At 35.0% G+C, this 15,251-nt stretch carries 13 protein-coding genes and 1 pseudogene; 4 read left to right on the forward strand and 10 right to left on the reverse strand.

From position 1 onward, the window contains the following. Positions 1-594 precede the first annotated feature (594 nt). From H3T80_RS07505 to H3T80_RS07515, 3 genes are all read left to right on the forward strand, one after another. Positions 595-1,167 (forward strand): RNA 2'-phosphotransferase, encoded by a 573-nt coding sequence (locus H3T80_RS07505; RefSeq protein WP_198201202.1) that lies wholly within the window; start codon positions 595-597, stop codon positions 1,165-1,167. Positions 1,168-1,580: 413 nt separating this feature from the next. Beyond that, a complete protein-coding gene (locus tag H3T80_RS07510) occupies positions 1,581-2,753 on the forward strand; it encodes a M20 aminoacylase family protein (RefSeq protein ID WP_198201204.1) in 1,173 nt (390 codons plus the stop codon). A gap of 16 nt (positions 2,754-2,769) precedes the next feature. Next, positions 2,770-4,194, forward strand: a complete 1,425-nt coding sequence (locus H3T80_RS07515; protein WP_232350159.1) for an MFS transporter — start codon at positions 2,770-2,772, stop codon at positions 4,192-4,194. A 196-nt stretch (positions 4,195-4,390) separates the two neighbouring features. Here H3T80_RS07515 and mnmE read toward each other — a convergent pair whose 3' ends face one another. The 3 genes from mnmE to H3T80_RS07530 form a co-directional block, all read right to left on the reverse strand. Continuing rightward, positions 4,391-5,752 (reverse strand): tRNA uridine-5-carboxymethylaminomethyl(34) synthesis GTPase MnmE, encoded by a 1,362-nt coding sequence (mnmE, locus tag H3T80_RS07520; protein ID WP_198201206.1) that lies wholly within the window; start codon positions 5,750-5,752, stop codon positions 4,391-4,393. A 94-nt stretch (positions 5,753-5,846) separates the two neighbouring features. Continuing rightward, positions 5,847-6,446, reverse strand: a complete 600-nt coding sequence (locus H3T80_RS07525) for a YdcF family protein (protein WP_198201208.1) — start codon at positions 6,444-6,446, stop codon at positions 5,847-5,849. A 19-nt stretch (positions 6,447-6,465) separates the two neighbouring features. Then, a complete protein-coding gene (locus H3T80_RS07530; protein WP_198201210.1) occupies positions 6,466-7,029 on the reverse strand; it encodes a DNA-3-methyladenine glycosylase I in 564 nt (187 codons plus the stop codon). Positions 7,030-7,275: 246 nt separating this feature from the next. Here H3T80_RS07530 and H3T80_RS07535 point away from each other — a divergent pair, with 246 nt between their 5' ends. After that, entirely contained in the window at positions 7,276-8,625 is a 1,350-nt protein-coding gene (locus H3T80_RS07535) for an MFS transporter (RefSeq protein WP_110448402.1), read from the forward strand. Between the two features lie 65 nt (positions 8,626-8,690). Here the strand turns inward: H3T80_RS07535 and gorA are convergent, their stop codons facing one another. The 7 genes and pseudogenes from gorA to ubiB all read right to left on the reverse strand — a co-directional run bounded on the left by gorA (position 8,691) and on the right by ubiB (position 15,250). Continuing rightward, positions 8,691-10,043 (reverse strand): glutathione-disulfide reductase, encoded by a 1,353-nt coding sequence (gene gorA, locus H3T80_RS07540; protein WP_086362870.1) that lies wholly within the window; start codon positions 10,041-10,043, stop codon positions 8,691-8,693. A gap of 164 nt (positions 10,044-10,207) precedes the next feature. Continuing rightward, positions 10,208-10,684 carry a hypothetical protein gene (locus H3T80_RS07545; protein WP_110448403.1) on the reverse strand — a complete coding sequence of 159 codons (477 nt, stop codon included), beginning with the start codon at positions 10,682-10,684 and terminating at the stop codon, positions 10,208-10,210. Positions 10,685-10,843: 159 nt separating this feature from the next. Next, positions 10,844-12,271: a bifunctional D-glycero-beta-D-manno-heptose-7-phosphate kinase/D-glycero-beta-D-manno-heptose 1-phosphate adenylyltransferase HldE gene (gene hldE, locus H3T80_RS07550; protein ID WP_198201211.1), complete on the reverse strand. Its 1,428-nt coding sequence runs from the start codon at positions 12,269-12,271 to the stop codon at positions 10,844-10,846. Positions 12,272-12,324: 53 nt separating this feature from the next. Further along, complete coding sequence (gene tatC, locus H3T80_RS07555; RefSeq protein WP_086358672.1) at positions 12,325-13,080, reverse strand: twin-arginine translocase subunit TatC; 756 nt, start codon at positions 13,078-13,080, stop codon at positions 12,325-12,327. Positions 13,081-13,094: 14 nt separating this feature from the next. Then, positions 13,095-13,418: pseudogene (tatB, locus tag H3T80_RS07560) on the reverse strand (Sec-independent protein translocase protein TatB); the annotation flags it as partial. A 3-nt stretch (positions 13,419-13,421) separates the two neighbouring features. Then, a complete protein-coding gene (tatA, locus tag H3T80_RS07565) occupies positions 13,422-13,634 on the reverse strand; it encodes a twin-arginine translocase TatA/TatE family subunit (protein WP_086353849.1) in 213 nt (70 codons plus the stop codon). Between the two features lie 74 nt (positions 13,635-13,708). Then, positions 13,709-15,250, reverse strand: a complete 1,542-nt coding sequence (gene ubiB / locus H3T80_RS07570) for a ubiquinone biosynthesis regulatory protein kinase UbiB (RefSeq protein WP_198201212.1) — start codon at positions 15,248-15,250, stop codon at positions 13,709-13,711. Position 15,251: the final 1 nt, after the last annotated feature.

Consider the following 15,251-nt stretch of genomic DNA (forward strand, 5'->3'; position numbering starts at 1 on the left):
AACTGATATATATCAATTTATAATATCTTTTAATGATATATTCAATATCATTCGTATTGTTTATTTCAATTACTTATTCGATTAATCGCTCCTTTTTTTATAAACACCAGTAATAAATGTTTTGGGGATTTTGTTTAAATTTTTTAAATACATTTATTCGATTAATCAATTGATTACTCTGATTTTATGTTTATATTTAGTACAGCGTGGTTAGATGAGTGACAACAAAATGACGAAGATATCTTGATGATAAAGCTAGAATATTTATCATTTAAAATAATCCTTTTTGCCTTTTTGGAATTAAATAATAGTAATTATTATCTAATAAACCATTACACTTAACTTCAGTTTTATGAAAATAAGTTTATATTCTATTAAATATACTATGCCAATTTAACCATTGAAGAAATATCCGGAATTTATTATAAGTAAGAATACTTAAAAAACCATCTTGTCAAAATTATCTGCAATGTATTATGTAGCATTATTAATGCTCATCAAAAGCTACAAAACTAAGATTAGATTCATATTCAATTAAGGAATCTACAGAGACCATTTATTTATTACTATTTAATATTTTTATCAATTTAGCACATGAGCAAGAAGTCAAATATTAAGCGCACGACTAGAGACTTAGAGAACACTAGTAAGTTTTTAAGCTATGTTTTAAGGCATAAACCAGAATCTATTGGTATCACATTAGATAGTAATGGTTGGGTTGGAATAGATGTTTTAATTCGGCAAGCGAATAAACATCGTCAACAACTGTCGCAAGATTTAATTAGCCAAGTCGTGATAACTAGTGATAAAAAACGCTTTACTCTGTCCGAAGATGGCTTGAAAATACGAGCAGCTCAAGGATATTCGACTAATCAAGTAAATATAGTACATGTAGAAAAAATCCCACCTGAATATTTATATCATGGTACAGCAACCCGTTTTCTAGATTCAATCATTCAACAAGGTTTGATTGCAGGAGAACGTCATTATGTTCATCTTTCAATTGATAATAAAACAGCTGTAGCCGTTGGTAAACGTCATGGAAAACCAGTTGTATTAAGAGTTAGTGCTTTAACTATGTATCAACAAGGTATCAAGTTTTATTTAGCCGATAATGGCGTTTGGTTAACGGAGAATGTACCAAGCCAATTTTTAGAAGTTATTTAAATTAAATCTGCATCATTGAAAAAATAATTTTTAGTTTATGGTGTGAAAAAGTTAATTAGAGCATTACTGACATTCAGATTAATTAACTAAATTAATGAAAACATCGCTGTTAGTTAAAACTACTTTTCAAAATCGATAATAATACGATTAGTTTAACGTATTCTTTGCTCATTCTTTCGATCAAATCATATCTCAATGCTAGTTCAACACAACAATTTTCAAATATTACCGTATAGAAATTATCGACATTCACAAGAATAGCGGTTATTGTATATTTATTCATCTAAGCTGTTTTACTGATTAAGTTGTTTGCAGGTTTTACATTTAATCATAGTTTTAATCATAGTTTAGATGTGTAGTTCCCTTCTTTTTATTTTTTTCATAACGATATTCAGGTTAATTAGGAGCCTAAAATGCAGCATATTATGGAAACGATTAGAAAAACAGAGCAAGAGTTTATTGATATTCGCCATCAAATTCACCAACATCCTGAATTAGGTTTTGAAGAACATAAAACCAGCGATTTAGTGGCAAGTAAATTAGCTGAGTGGGGCTATGAAGTACATCGTGGTTTAGCAAAAACCGGTGTAGTTGGTGTTTTAAAAAATGGCACTAGTAATAAAAAAATTGGTATTAGAGCCGACATGGATGCGCTACCAATTATTGAAGCATCCGGAAAACCGTGGAGCAGTCAAACCCATGGCAAATTCCATGGTTGTGGCCATGATGGTCATACCACTATTTTGCTTTGTGCAGCCAAATATCTTGCCGAAACCCGTCACTTTGATGGCACTTTGCATGTTATTTTTCAACCAGCTGAAGAGTTGTTATATGGTGGAAAAGTAATGGTTGATGACGGTTTATTTAAACAATTTCCTTGCGATGTTATTTTCGGTATCCACAACATGCCAGGTTTTAAAGAAGGTCATTTTTATTTCAAAGCCGGCGCACTTATGGCTTCATCCGATACGATCCATATTCATATTAAAGGTAAAGGTGCCCATGGGGCAATGCCAGAAAGAGGAATTGATGCAACACTTGTTGCTTGTTATATCGGCACGGCCTTACAAAGCATTGTTTCTCGTAATGTATCACCATTTGAGCAAGCTGTTATCACGATTGGTTGTATTCAATCAGGTGAAGCGCCGAATGTTGTTAATAGCGATGCACTAATGAAGTTAACGGTTAGAGCACTGGATAACGATACTCGTGCTTTATTACTTAAACGGATTAGCGAAGTTGCAACTGCGCAAGCAGAGAGTTTTGGCGCCTCAGTACAAATTGAGCATGTGAATGGTAGTCCGGTATTAAATAATGGTACAGATGCAACCAAATTTGCATTAGAAGTCGCACAAAAATTAGTCGGTGAAGATCGCGTGCATGATAATTGTCATCCTTTTATGGGCAGTGAAGATTTTGCTTTTATGTTAGAAAGTAATCCTAATGGCTGCTATATGATTATAGGTAATGGCGATGAACCCGGTTTTTGTAGTGTGCACAATCCTGGTTATGATTTTAATGATAAATGTATTGTTACCGCTGCATCATATTGGGTGGCATTAACTGAAAACTATTTAAACATATAAGGATTAATGTGCAGCTATGTCAAAAATAAATATGTCAAATTCAAAAAATTCTCCAGCAAAGCAGTTTAAAAGTTACAACCGATTAACTTTAGGTATTGTATTAGGGGTGATCACTTTTTGGCTTTTTGCTCAGTCTATCGTCAATGTTGGGCCGGCGGTTCAACATAGTATTGGTATCACTCCTGCATCGTTCAATTTAGCCGTCAGTTTAACCGCGCTGTTTTCTGGTTGTTTTATTGTCGTTGCTGGCGGACTCGCTGATCGCTTTGGCCGAGTTCGTTTTACCTATTTAGGTTTTATTTTAAGTATTATTGGTTGTCTTTGTTTGATCTTAGCACAAGGTGAAGTGCTTTTTACCACTGGTCGGATTATTCAAGGCTTATCTGCTGCTTGTATTATGCCATCGACGTTGGCATTAGTGAAAACCTATTATGAAGGCAAAGATCGTCAACGAGCATTAAGTTTTTGGTCAATTGGCTCTTGGGGTGGTTCAGGAACTTGTGTACTTGCCGGTGGGGCAATAGCCACTTATTTAGGTTGGCAATGGATTTTTATTATCTCAATCATCTGTGCTGTGTTAGGTATGCTGTTATTGAAAGGGACACCAGAAACTAAAATTGACGATCCATCAAGTTTGCCCAAATTTGATTATGTTGGGCTATTCGTTTTTGTGATCACTTTAGTTACGTTAAACCTTGTCATCACCAAAGGATCTACTTTTGGTTGGACTAGTGTAATGACATTATCACTCGCTACGATATGTTTGGTTTTTCTGATTTTATTTTTTGTTATAGAAAATCGTAAAGCTAATGGCGCATTTATAGATTTTTCACTGTTTAAGAACATCCCTTATCGTGGAGCTACCTTATCTAACTTTCTACTTAATTCTGTTGCTGGTACATTAATTGTAGCCAGTACTTATACCCAACAAGGAAGAGGCTTTACCCCTTTCGAAAATGGATTATTGACCATAGGTTATTTAGTTTCGGTTTTATGTATGATTCGAGTTGGTGAAAAGATCTTACAAAAAGTCGGGGCGAAAAAACCAATGTTACTCGGGCCGTTAATTACCGGTTCAGGTATTGCTTTGATGACGCTGACTTTCTTACCCGATATGTTTTATATTATTTCGGTGTTAGCCGGCTATATTTTATTGGGTCTTGGCTTAGGTTTTTACGCTACACCATCAATTGATACCGCAATAGCTAGTGCTCCGGAAGATAAAGTTGGTGTTGCATCAGGAATATATAAAATGGCAAGTTCATTAGGTGGTGCATTTGGTGTCGCTATTTCAGCCTCAACCTATGCTGCAGTTATTGCCAGCGGTCAAACTGTCGCCACAGCAGCAGCAATTGGATTGTGGATTAATGTTGGCTTTTGTCTGTTATGTTTTATTTCGATTTTAATTTTAGTACCCAATAATGCCGGCAAAAATAAATAAGTCAGCATAACTTTTTTATCATTTTGAATTTTAACAGGGATAAAATTTTCCGCATTCATCCCTATTTTTTAATTAAAACTTTTATAAAAATACAATTTTTACAACTCTGAAAAATAAACCCATATAACTTAAAAAATTATATGGGTTTTGAAATAGAAAAATCTGTTTAAAATATTTAGTTATCTGTAGATAAAACTTATTTGCCAATACAGAATGAACTGAATATTCGTCCTAATAAATCATCAGAAGTAAATTCACCTGTAATTTCACTTAGCGCTTCTTGAGCTAATCTTAGTTCTTCTGCCAATAGTTCGCCAGCATGGAATGTGGTAAGTTGGTATTGACCATTGTTCAAATGCTCTGCTGCTTTCTCAAGTGCCTGTAGATGTCGACGACGGGCCAGAAAACCACCTTCAGTACTACTAGTAAAACCCATAACCTGTTTGAGATGATCACGTAATAATGTAATACCTTCACCGGTTCTTGCTGATAGTTGAATAAGACAATAGCCATTTTGTTCACTATAACCTAATGGTTCTCCAGTTAAATCAGCCTTGTTGCGAATAACTGTGACTGGTAAGTTTTTCGGTAAACGTTCAATAAATTCTGGCCAGAGTTTTTCTGGATTTGTCTCATTAGTTGTTGTACTGTCGACCATAAATAAAACACGATCGGCTTGATCAATTTCTTGCCATGCTCGCTCAATACCAATACGTTCAACTTCATCGCTAGCTTCACGTAAGCCGGCAGTATCGATTATATGTAAAGGCATTCCATCAATATGGATATGTTCACGTAAAACATCGCGCGTTGTTCCAGCTATATCCGTTACGATAGCGGCATCTCGCCCTGCTAATGCATTAAGTAAACTTGATTTACCGGCATTAGGTCTACCCGCTATGACGACTTTCATGCCTTCACGCAATAATGAACCTTGTTTAGCTTCTTGACGGACTTCGTTTAGTCGTTGTATGACTTGCTCAAGTTCTGCCGCTATTTTCCCGTCAGATAAAAAGTCTATCTCTTCCTCTGGAAAATCAATAGCAGCTTCAGTAAAAATACGTAGGTGAATTAATGATTCAACCAGTGTATTAATTTTTTTAGAAAATACCCCTTGTAAAGATGATAAGGCTGATTTTGCTGCTTGCTCTGAGCTGGCATCTATTAAGTCAGCGATGGCTTCGGCTTGTGCTAGATCCAATTTATCATTTAAGAAAGCTCGCTCTGAAAATTCACCCGGCCTTGCAATCCGCACACCAGGAATATCTAAAATACGTTTTAATAGTAAATCTAAAATAACTGGACCACCATGCCCTTGTAGTTCAAGCACATCTTCACCCGTAAATGAGTGTGGATTGGGAAAAAATAAAGCAATCCCTTCATCTAAGGTTGTACCATCCGATGCTAAAAAAGGTAAATAATGAGCATAACGCGGCTTAGGTAAAATACCTAAAACGGCTTTAGCAATATCTTGCGCTTTAGGGCCCGAAACACGCAATATTCCGACACCACCACGACCTGGCGGTGTCGCTTGTGCAACAATTGTATCTGTATTCATATTTATCAATTTTAATTTAAATAGCAATGGTTAATCATACCACGACAACCATTAAAAATCTGTAAAGTGAAATAGTCTGAAGCAATAAGACCAATTAATTATCAAGTTTAGTTTCAACATAATCTAAGGGATGATCAAATAGCCATGAGTTAAGTAAAGCTAATGGTTCTCTTATCATGGCAATATATTTATCAAAATTACTATAACTTAATGGTGCTGACAAACCTGAAATATCACCAATATTGGATCGTTTAGCTAACATGATTGAACGTAAAATATGGAAATCATTAGTTACCACAACGGTCTTTCCTAATGGCAAAACTTGATTAGCATACACAAATTGTTGTGCTGTTCGCCTTGATCTATCTTCTAAATAGACCCTTGAAGGTTCAATACCTTTTTGGATTAAATAATCAGCCATCACGCTCGCTTCAGTCGCCGATTCATCACTACCCTGCCCCCCACATACAATCACTTTTGTATTGGGATTAGCTTGTAAATAATTGATCGCAGTATTCAAGCGAATTTGTAACGTTAAAGGAGCTTGCGCTGGAGTGCCCACGACTTGTGAACCTAATACCACCAGAGTATCAGCATTCGCTGCTGGTTTTTTGTAAGCAAAAATAAAAATAATAATATTACAAATAATAAAATAAAATAGTATTAATATCAGTAACCATCTAATTAATTTCATGATTATCATCTAATACCTCTCATTTTTTAAAACAAGTTTCAAAATGGTCATCAACTAATCCCATCGATTGCATAAATGCATAACAGATCGTTGATCCAACAAAAGAAAATCCTTTCTTTTTTAATGCTTTTGACATTCTATCTGATATTTCGGTGCTAACTGGAACTTCACTTATGTCATTAAAGTGGTTAATTATAGGTTTACCATTAACAAAGGACCAAATAAATTGAGAAAAATCCTCATTATTGTTCTGCATTGCTAAGTAAGCATGAGCATTTTTTACAATGCTGTTAAGTTTTAGACGATTACGAATTAAGCCTTCATTTTCAAGTAATGATTCTATATCAGTCGCCGTTAATTGGATAATTTTTTGTGGTTCAAAATTGAAAAAGCATCGACGATATTCATCTCGTTTTTTTAGAACAGTAATCCACGATAACCCTGCTTGTTGACCTTCAAGACAGATTTTTTCAAATAGTTTTAAACTATCATATTGTGGATGCCCCCATTCATTATCGTGGTAATCAATATATAACGGGTCATTGCTAACCCAACTACAACGTTTTGGTTGGTTATTTTTCATAGTTATTCTAACTTAATATTTTGAGATTATTATACTTGATAAATAAATTGAGTGTTTATTTAAATCATCCATAAATTTAGATTATAAATCTAACCAGCAGATAATTACTGTTGATTAAATTTTTTTATGATTAAAAAAATATCTATTTTTTATGGCAGAATGACCATTCACTATTAAGATTTAGTCAATATATAATTATTTTTTTAATTGACTATATCAGTTTAACTATAACAATAAGGTTTTTTCATGAGTCAGTCCGAGATTAATGCTGAATGGCAACCAGTGGCACGTCCATTGAACAGCAAAGATTTAAAAACATTGATATTATCCTCTTTAGGAGGAACATTAGAATTTTATGATTTTGTTATCTATGCACTCTACATTGATACCATTGTCAAACCGTTATTTTTACCCCATACATTATCGCCGTTAACGTTAGATTTATTTGCGTGGGGAATTTTTGCAGCCGGCTACTTGGTTCGCCCTGTTGGTGGCATTATTATGGCGCACTTTGGTGATAAAGTTGGTCGTAAAAGAATGTTTACCTTAAGTGTGGCGATGATGGCTTTACCTACTTTTATCATTGGTATTTTGCCTACTTATGAAACAATTGGTATTGTAGCACCATTATTATTGTTATTGATGCGGATGCTACAAGGCGCGGCTATCGGTGGTGAAATGCCTGGCGCATGGGTATTTATCGCAGAACATACTCCAAAACAACGTTATGGTTTAGGTGTCGGTACTTTAACCTCAGGCATTACTGGTGGTATCTTACTTGGCTTTTTCGTCACAATTATTATTGATCTCTATTTTACTAACCAAAATATTTTGGATTATGCATGGCGTATTCCTTTTATTATTGGCGGTATTTTTGGGGTTATTTCAGTATATTTACGCAAATTTTTATCTGAAACGCCAATTTTTAAAGAGTTAGCTGCACGTAAAGCTTTAGAAAAAAGTATACCTGTGGTTACCGTATTAAAAAAACACAAAACGGCATGTTTGATTGTCGCATTATTAACTTGGTCTTTATCCACCGCTATTATGGTCGGTATTTTAATTACTCCTGGACGCATTGTTGGTGGTATGTACCATTTTGCAAATCTTGATTGGCGTATCGGTGGTTGTATTGCTGCTTTAACCTTATCTATTGGTTGTGTTATTGCTGGTTGGTTAGATGATAAATTAGGTACAGCAAAAACCGTTATCATCACATGGGGTGGTTTAGCAGTAGTCAGTATCTATTTTTATAGTTCTTTAACTGCAGATATATCATTAACTAAACTTTATTCTATTTGGGCTGTATTTGGTTTGTTTATTGGCTCGATAGCCATGACACCAATTATCGGCACTAGAACGTTTCCACCAGCAATTCGTTATTCTGGATTATCGTTCTCTTATAATTTGGCCTACGCACTATTTAGTGCAATTACCCCAACGTTAACTATTTATTTGTTAAGCCCAGATCACTTATTAGGCGAATTTAGTTATCTTGGCGCAGGTATTTATATTTCAGCTGTCGCTTTACTAGCTGTTGTAGTTGGCTTTACTTCATTAGCCCAAAATGGCTGGCAAAATAAATCAGATCATTAAAGACTATTAATAAAAAACAGGGCAATAGCCCTGTTTTCGGTAAAAAGTAAGATAAATGATAAATATTAACGCATTGTAACAAATTCTTCCGCTGCTGTTGGATGAATTGCAATAGTATTATCAAAGTCTTTTTTGGTTGCTCCCATTTTCAATGCTACAGCAAACCCTTGTAATATTTCGTCCATACCATAACCAATACCATGAATACCAACAATTTTTTCTTGCTCACCAACACAGACTAATTTCATTCGGCAAGGTTGTCGATGCGACGTGACCGCGGTATACATAGCAGTAAAAGTAGATTTATAAACTTTGACGTTTTCTGGGCCATATTGCAATATAGCTTGCGGTTCACTTAAACCAACCGTACCAATCGGTGGGTGAGTAAACACCACTGTTGGAATATTAGAATAATCTAGATGCTCATTTGGTTTATTGTTAAATAGTCGTTCCGATAATCGACGACCGGCAGCCACCGCTACAGGGGTTAATGCTGCGGCGCCTGTATCATCCCCTACCGAATAAATGCCGGCAACACTAGTATTTTGAAACTCATCCACAATAATAAATCCATTGTTATCAACTTTAATACCTGCAGCAGATAAATTCATTTCTTTTGTTGCTGGTTCACGACCGATTGCCCATATTAAGCAATCAACAGTATAACTCTCACCATTTTCTAATGTTAACGTCAATGATTCATCATCATTTTTAGTAACAGAAGAAGGGATTGCAAAAGTGTGCAAATGCTGACCTTCATTAGTTATTACTTCCATTAATGTTTCCACAATAAGTGGATCGAAAGCACGTAAAGGTGTACCTTGGCGAACAAATTGATGTGTTTCTGCGCCAAGTGAATGTAACACGCTGGCTATTTCACAAGCTATATAACCAGCTCCAACTACTGCTACTCGTTTAGGAAGTGCTTTTAACTCAAAAAATCCATCAGAAGTGATACCATATTGCGCTCCAGGTATATTTGGAATCGTTGGCTTTCCACCTACAGCAATAAGTATATGATCGGCACTATAATGTTCGCCATTAACTTCAATCGTTTTTGCATCAACAAATTTGCCATAACCATGGATCACATCGACATTATTATTGTTTAAAACACGATCATAAGATTGATGGACACGCTCAATATAAGCAGTTCGACTTGCAATAAGTTTGTCCCAATCAAAATGGTTAATAGTGGTATCAAAACCATAATCAGGGCCATAATGGTTAATTGCTTCAGCAATTTGTGCACCATACCACATAATTTTTTTCGGTACACAGCCAACATTTACGCAAGTTCCACCAAGTAACTTAGCTTCAATAATTGCACATTTTTTACCATATGATGCAGCACGATTAATAGAGGCGATACCACCACTACCACCACCGATAGCAATATAGTCATAATGTTTAGTCATAAAAAATCCTTTAAATAAATTAGCAAATAATGATTAATAGCTTTGCACAAAGCGGACAATAAAAAAAGTATTAAATATGAAATTTAATGATAGTTATTAACTATTGATTGGTCTTATTCATTAATATAATCGTATTAATGATTTTTTTAATAGTTTCTGACTTACTAAAAACATCTATTTAAAGCCTGAGAATTAACCGGTTTAGAATTCAATTTTTCGCTAATCTCAAGATAACATTTATTATTTTCAAGTTTGTAAAGAATACTATATATTTTCCCCAATTCTGGAGTGAACTGCTGATATTTTGTTGTACAGACGAATTTATCATCTCTTGATTTGCCAATAACAGTAACGATTTGATTACTAGGAGTTTTCACTTCTACCGAAGGAACATATTTAGGATAAATATTAAATGGTACAATTTTATGGCGAAAAACATAGCCAAGACTTTGATAATTAGAACATGTGTTACTTTTACCATCATAAATATTTAACGAAAAATAGGTTGGATAATCAGTTTCTGTAGTGAAAACAAGTTGAGGATCATTGATATTTGCTTCATAACGATATTTGTGTTGCGGTACTCGGTGACAAGCGACAATCAGAAAGCCCATTAACAATAAAGTCACTTTTGTTTTCATTATCCTATTCCTTATTAATTATTTAAGATTTTATTTTTCAAAACTCAAATAACTATTTATTTGAGTGAATTAAATATCAAATAATGAAAAATTTGAACACCAATTATTGTATATTTGAGTAATTGGCTACCCAATTAAATAGCCAATTACCGAAATACATTATTCTTGTTGTTTAATCCTATCAATGATATTCGTGGTTGAACAACCATCTTCAAAATTCAATACTTTAACCTCACCACCAGCTTCAATAACCTCTTTGCCACCAGCGATATCTTCTGGTTTATAATCGCCACCTTTAACTAGTACATCTGGTAATATGCTAGCAATTAATCGTTGCGGTGTCTCTTCCTCAAAAGGAACAACCCAATCAACAGAATCAAGCGCACCTAAAACAATCATTCTTTGCATTAATGGATTGATTGGACGTGATGGTCCTTTAAGCTGTTTTACCGAAGCATCGCTATTTACCGCCACAATCAAACGATCGCCAAGTTTACGAGCATTGGCAAGATAAGAGACATGCCCAGCATGTAAAATATCGAAACAACCATTAGTCATGACAATTTTTTCACCACGAAGACGCGCTTTGCGAATTTCTTCTTTTAATGTGTCTTCAGTCATCACACCGAAACCATCATCAGCACGAGCTCGGATAGCGTTACTTAATTCAACTTGAGATACCGTAGATGTCCCTAACTTGCCAACCACAACACCTGCTGCTGCATTTGCTAAAAAACAGCTCTCCTCAAGAGATTGCCCTGCGGCTAATGAAGCAGCTAAGGTCGCTATCACCGTATCACCAGCACCAGTAACATCAAATACCTCTTTGGCTTGCGTAGGTAGATGATAAACAGGTTTATCTAACTGTATTAACGTCATCCCTTTTTCACTACGAGTGACAAGCAGTGCTTTGAAATCGTATTGTTTAATCAGTTGATAGCCCTTTTCGATAATTTCTTGCTCTGTTTTGCAAACACCAACAACTGCTTCAAATTCAGACATATTTGGCGTTAATAATGTTACCCCACGGTAACGCTCAAAATCAGTACCTTTCGGATCAACCAATATTGGGACATTTGCTTTTTGAGCTTGTTTAACCATTGCTTGTACAGCAGTTAAAGCACCTTTGGCATAGTCAGATAGTACTAATACTTTAGAGGTTGAAAGTGCACTTTCAATACGTTCTAAAATAGGTGTATGATCAACATTATTAAAACCTTCTTCAAAATCAATTCTAATGAGTTGTTGATTTCTAGATAAAACTCTTAATTTGGTAATTGTTGGATGAGTTGAGACTGATACAAAATCACAATGGACATTACGTTTAGTCAGTTGTTCATCAAGTACTTTGGCTGGTTCATCAATACCGGTAAAACCAATTAATCTTGCGCCCCCCCCTAAAGAGGTTATATTCATAGCGACATTGGCTGCACCACCAGCGCGTTCTTCTAGAGCATCAACTTTAACAATTGGCACTGGTGCTTCTGGTGATATACGGTTAGTACCACCATACCAATAGCGATCTAACATAATATCGCCAACTACCAGAACTTTTGCTTGATTAAACTCAGGAAGTGAAGTTTTCATTATGGTTATATATCCTTTACTTGTTATTCAGTAAATCACTTATCAATTTATTATTAATTCCCAACAGATTCATCTTCTGGTTGGATTTTTTTTCTGGGTTGATAGAAACGGGCAAAAAATGTCCCAATTTCAAATAATAAACAGATAGGTACAGCTAATAAAATTTGAGAAAATACATCCGGTGGGGTTACAAACATCGCTACAGCAAACACACCGACAATAATATAAGGTCTTTTTTTACGTAAATTTTTAGGAGTAGTAACGCCAGTCCAACAAAGCAAAATAATCGCCACAGGCACTTCGAATGCAAAACCAAATACAATAAATAGTGTCATGACAAAATCAAGATATTTTGTAATATCAGTATTTATCGCAACATCAACTGGTGCTGTATGAATAAAGAAATAAAATGCCAAAGGAAACACGGCAAAATATGCAAACGCAATACCGATATAAAAAAGTACCGTACTAGAAATAATTAATGGCATAATCAGCCGTTTTTCATGTTGATATAGAGCCGGAGCAATAAATCCCCAAACTTGATATAAAAGATAAGGAATAGAAATAAATATTGCAACAACGGCCGTCAGTTTAATTGGTGTAAAAAAAGGGGCGGCAATATCGGTGGCAATCATACTGCTACCTTTAGGTAATTGACTGATAAGCGGATTAGCAACAATATGATAGATATCATTTGAGAAATAAAGCAAACATGCTAATACTAGTAATATACAAATGATACAGCGTAAAAGTCTTGTTCTTAGTTCGACCAGATGTCCAATAAGTGGTTGGGTTGCGTCGTCTGTCATAATTTATCTTTATCTGAATGAATTGTTGTATCAATTTGACTGACTGAATTAATCTCATTTTGCAGTGATTCGGTTACCCGTTTTAATTCATCAATTGATGCTTGCAGTTCTGGGGTAAGAGAATTCAAACCACTTTGTTCGGCTTTTTTTAAGCTATCTTGTAATTCTTGCAGTTTGAGTTCTTTATTCAATTCTAACTGGACAGTTGCTGACATGCGACGGAGTACTTTAATCCATCCGGCAACAGTTTTAATTGCAATAGGCAAACGTTCCGGTCCTAATACAACCAGTCCAATAATTAATACTAATAGTAGCTGACCAAAGCTAATATCGAACACGGGTTACTCTTTATCGGCGTGGTTATTAGCTGAGGAGTCAAGATGTTCAACTTTTTGTGAATCATCAGTCTCTTTTTTGTCATCATCGTCATTCATGGCTTTTTTAAAACCTTTAATTGAAGCCCCAAGATCAGAGCCCAATGAACGCAATTTTTTTGTTCCGAATAATAGCACTATAACAGCAACAAATATCAGTAGTTTGGGCAAACTAGGCATATGATAACTATCTCCAATAACGTTAGTTAGTCAAATTATACACTTAAATGGTGATATTCCCAAAAATAACTATTTCAATGTACAACCAGCGTCACAATAGATAAAACACAAACTAGACTAAGAATGGCCAACGACCAACGATAGCGTTTTTGGCTTTGTTGTAATTCTTGATTAATCTGTTTTAATTGGTTACGCATCTGTTTAGTCATACGAGCCTGATCACCTAATCTTACTGGCAGATCAACTAGGATGTTTTTCCACTCTGGTAACGAGGACCATACTTGCTGGAATAACGTTTTAGCGCTGTACTTATCTTCATACCATTTTTCAAGAAATGGCTTAGCTGTTTGCCATAAGTCGAGTTCTGGATATAGCTGACGTCCTAATCCTTCTATATAAAATAAGGTTTTTTCAAGTAATGTTAATTGCGGCTGAATATCCATTTCAAATTGACGAGCAACTTGAAATAAAGCTAATAAAATTTGAGAAAATGAAATTTCACCTAATGGTTTGGCAAATGCAGGTTCACACACACTACGCATAGCCATTTCTAATGCCGTTGCATCAGTTGTTTCTGGCACCCAACCAGAAGCAATATAAATTTGCGCAATTCGTCGATAATCTTGATTAAAAAAGGCGAGAAAATTTTCAGCTAAATAACGCTGATCATCTTCAGTTAGTACACCAACAATTGCACAGTCTATGCCAATATAACGGGGATTTTGTGGTTCAGAAATATCAACAAAGATATTACCTGGATGCATATCAGCATGGAAAAAATTATCCCGAAACACCTGTGTAAAGAAAGCTTGAACACCACGTTCGGCGAGCAATTTCATATTGACATTATTTCGTTTAAGTTCATCAATATTAGCTATTGGTGTACCATAAATTCGTTCTTCTACTAAAATATTTGTTCGACAAAGATCTTGATAAACGTAAGGAATATACAAAATCTCACTATTTATGAAATTATCCCGTAAACGAGCAGTATTATAAGCTTCTTTTTGTAGATCAAGCTCTTTCAAAAGTGTATTTTCATAATCACTAACAATTTCAACCGCACGTAACTTTTCACCAAATTTAATCCGTTTAGTAAATTGATTAGCAGCCCAATACATCAAGCGAATATCTGATTTGATTATAGGTAAAATATTCGGGCGTAAGACTTTAATTACAACTTGGGCTTGGCTGCTTTTTAAAGTTGCAGTATGCACCTGAGCAATGGAAGCTGAAGCTAATGGTTTTTCCTCAAAATCGGTAAAATAATGATCTATAGAACAACCAAGAGTTGATTCAATAATTTGTCTGGCAATTTGTCCATCAAAAGGAGCTACTTGATCTTGCAGTTTGGCTAATGCATCAGCAAGATGTTTTGGTAATACATCTCGCCTTGTTGAAACCATTTGTCCAAACTTTATCCAAACCGGGCCTAATTCTTGTAAGGCTAGACGCAATCTTTCACCAACATTTTGTTGTTTTGCTTTAGATCTAACCCAAAATAGACCAACCAACAACAATTTAAACCATGTTGAGGTTCGATGTTTTGGTAATAGTTCATCTAATCGATAAGCTCGAAATACCGTTAATATTTTATAAATTCGAAGAAATGTCATT

Source organism: Gilliamella sp. W8145 (assembly GCF_016101145.1).
In the GTDB taxonomy this organism is placed as follows: domain Bacteria; phylum Pseudomonadota; class Gammaproteobacteria; order Enterobacterales; family Orbaceae; genus Gilliamella; species Gilliamella apis_A.

What these genes read in the sequence shown, in the direction of transcription:
- H3T80_RS07505 (WP_198201202.1), top strand. Translation starts at nt 595, where the DNA reads ATGAGCAAGAAGTCAAATATTAAGCGCACGACTAGAGACTTAGAGAAC.
- H3T80_RS07510 (WP_198201204.1), top strand. Translation starts at nt 1,581, where the DNA reads ATGCAGCATATTATGGAAACGATTAGAAAAACAGAGCAAGAGTTTATT.
- H3T80_RS07515 (WP_232350159.1), top strand. Translation starts at nt 2,770, where the DNA reads ATGTCAAAAATAAATATGTCAAATTCAAAAAATTCTCCAGCAAAGCAG.
- mnmE (WP_198201206.1), bottom strand. Translation starts at nt 5,752, where the DNA reads ATGAATACAGATACAATTGTTGCACAAGCGACACCGCCAGGTCGTGGT.
- H3T80_RS07525 (WP_198201208.1), bottom strand. Translation starts at nt 6,446, where the DNA reads ATGAAATTAATTAGATGGTTACTGATATTAATACTATTTTATTTTATT.
- H3T80_RS07530 (WP_198201210.1), bottom strand. Translation starts at nt 7,029, where the DNA reads ATGAAAAATAACCAACCAAAACGTTGTAGTTGGGTTAGCAATGACCCG.
- H3T80_RS07535 (WP_110448402.1), top strand. Translation starts at nt 7,276, where the DNA reads ATGAGTCAGTCCGAGATTAATGCTGAATGGCAACCAGTGGCACGTCCA.
- gorA (WP_086362870.1), bottom strand. Translation starts at nt 10,043, where the DNA reads ATGACTAAACATTATGACTATATTGCTATCGGTGGTGGTAGTGGTGGT.
- H3T80_RS07545 (WP_110448403.1), bottom strand. Translation starts at nt 10,684, where the DNA reads ATGAAAACAAAAGTGACTTTATTGTTAATGGGCTTTCTGATTGTCGCT.
- hldE (WP_198201211.1), bottom strand. Translation starts at nt 12,271, where the DNA reads ATGAAAACTTCACTTCCTGAGTTTAATCAAGCAAAAGTTCTGGTAGTT.
- tatC (WP_086358672.1), bottom strand. Translation starts at nt 13,080, where the DNA reads ATGACAGACGACGCAACCCAACCACTTATTGGACATCTGGTCGAACTA.
- tatA (WP_086353849.1), bottom strand. Translation starts at nt 13,634, where the DNA reads ATGCCTAGTTTGCCCAAACTACTGATATTTGTTGCTGTTATAGTGCTA.
- ubiB (WP_198201212.1), bottom strand. Translation starts at nt 15,250, where the DNA reads ATGACATTTCTTCGAATTTATAAAATATTAACGGTATTTCGAGCTTAT.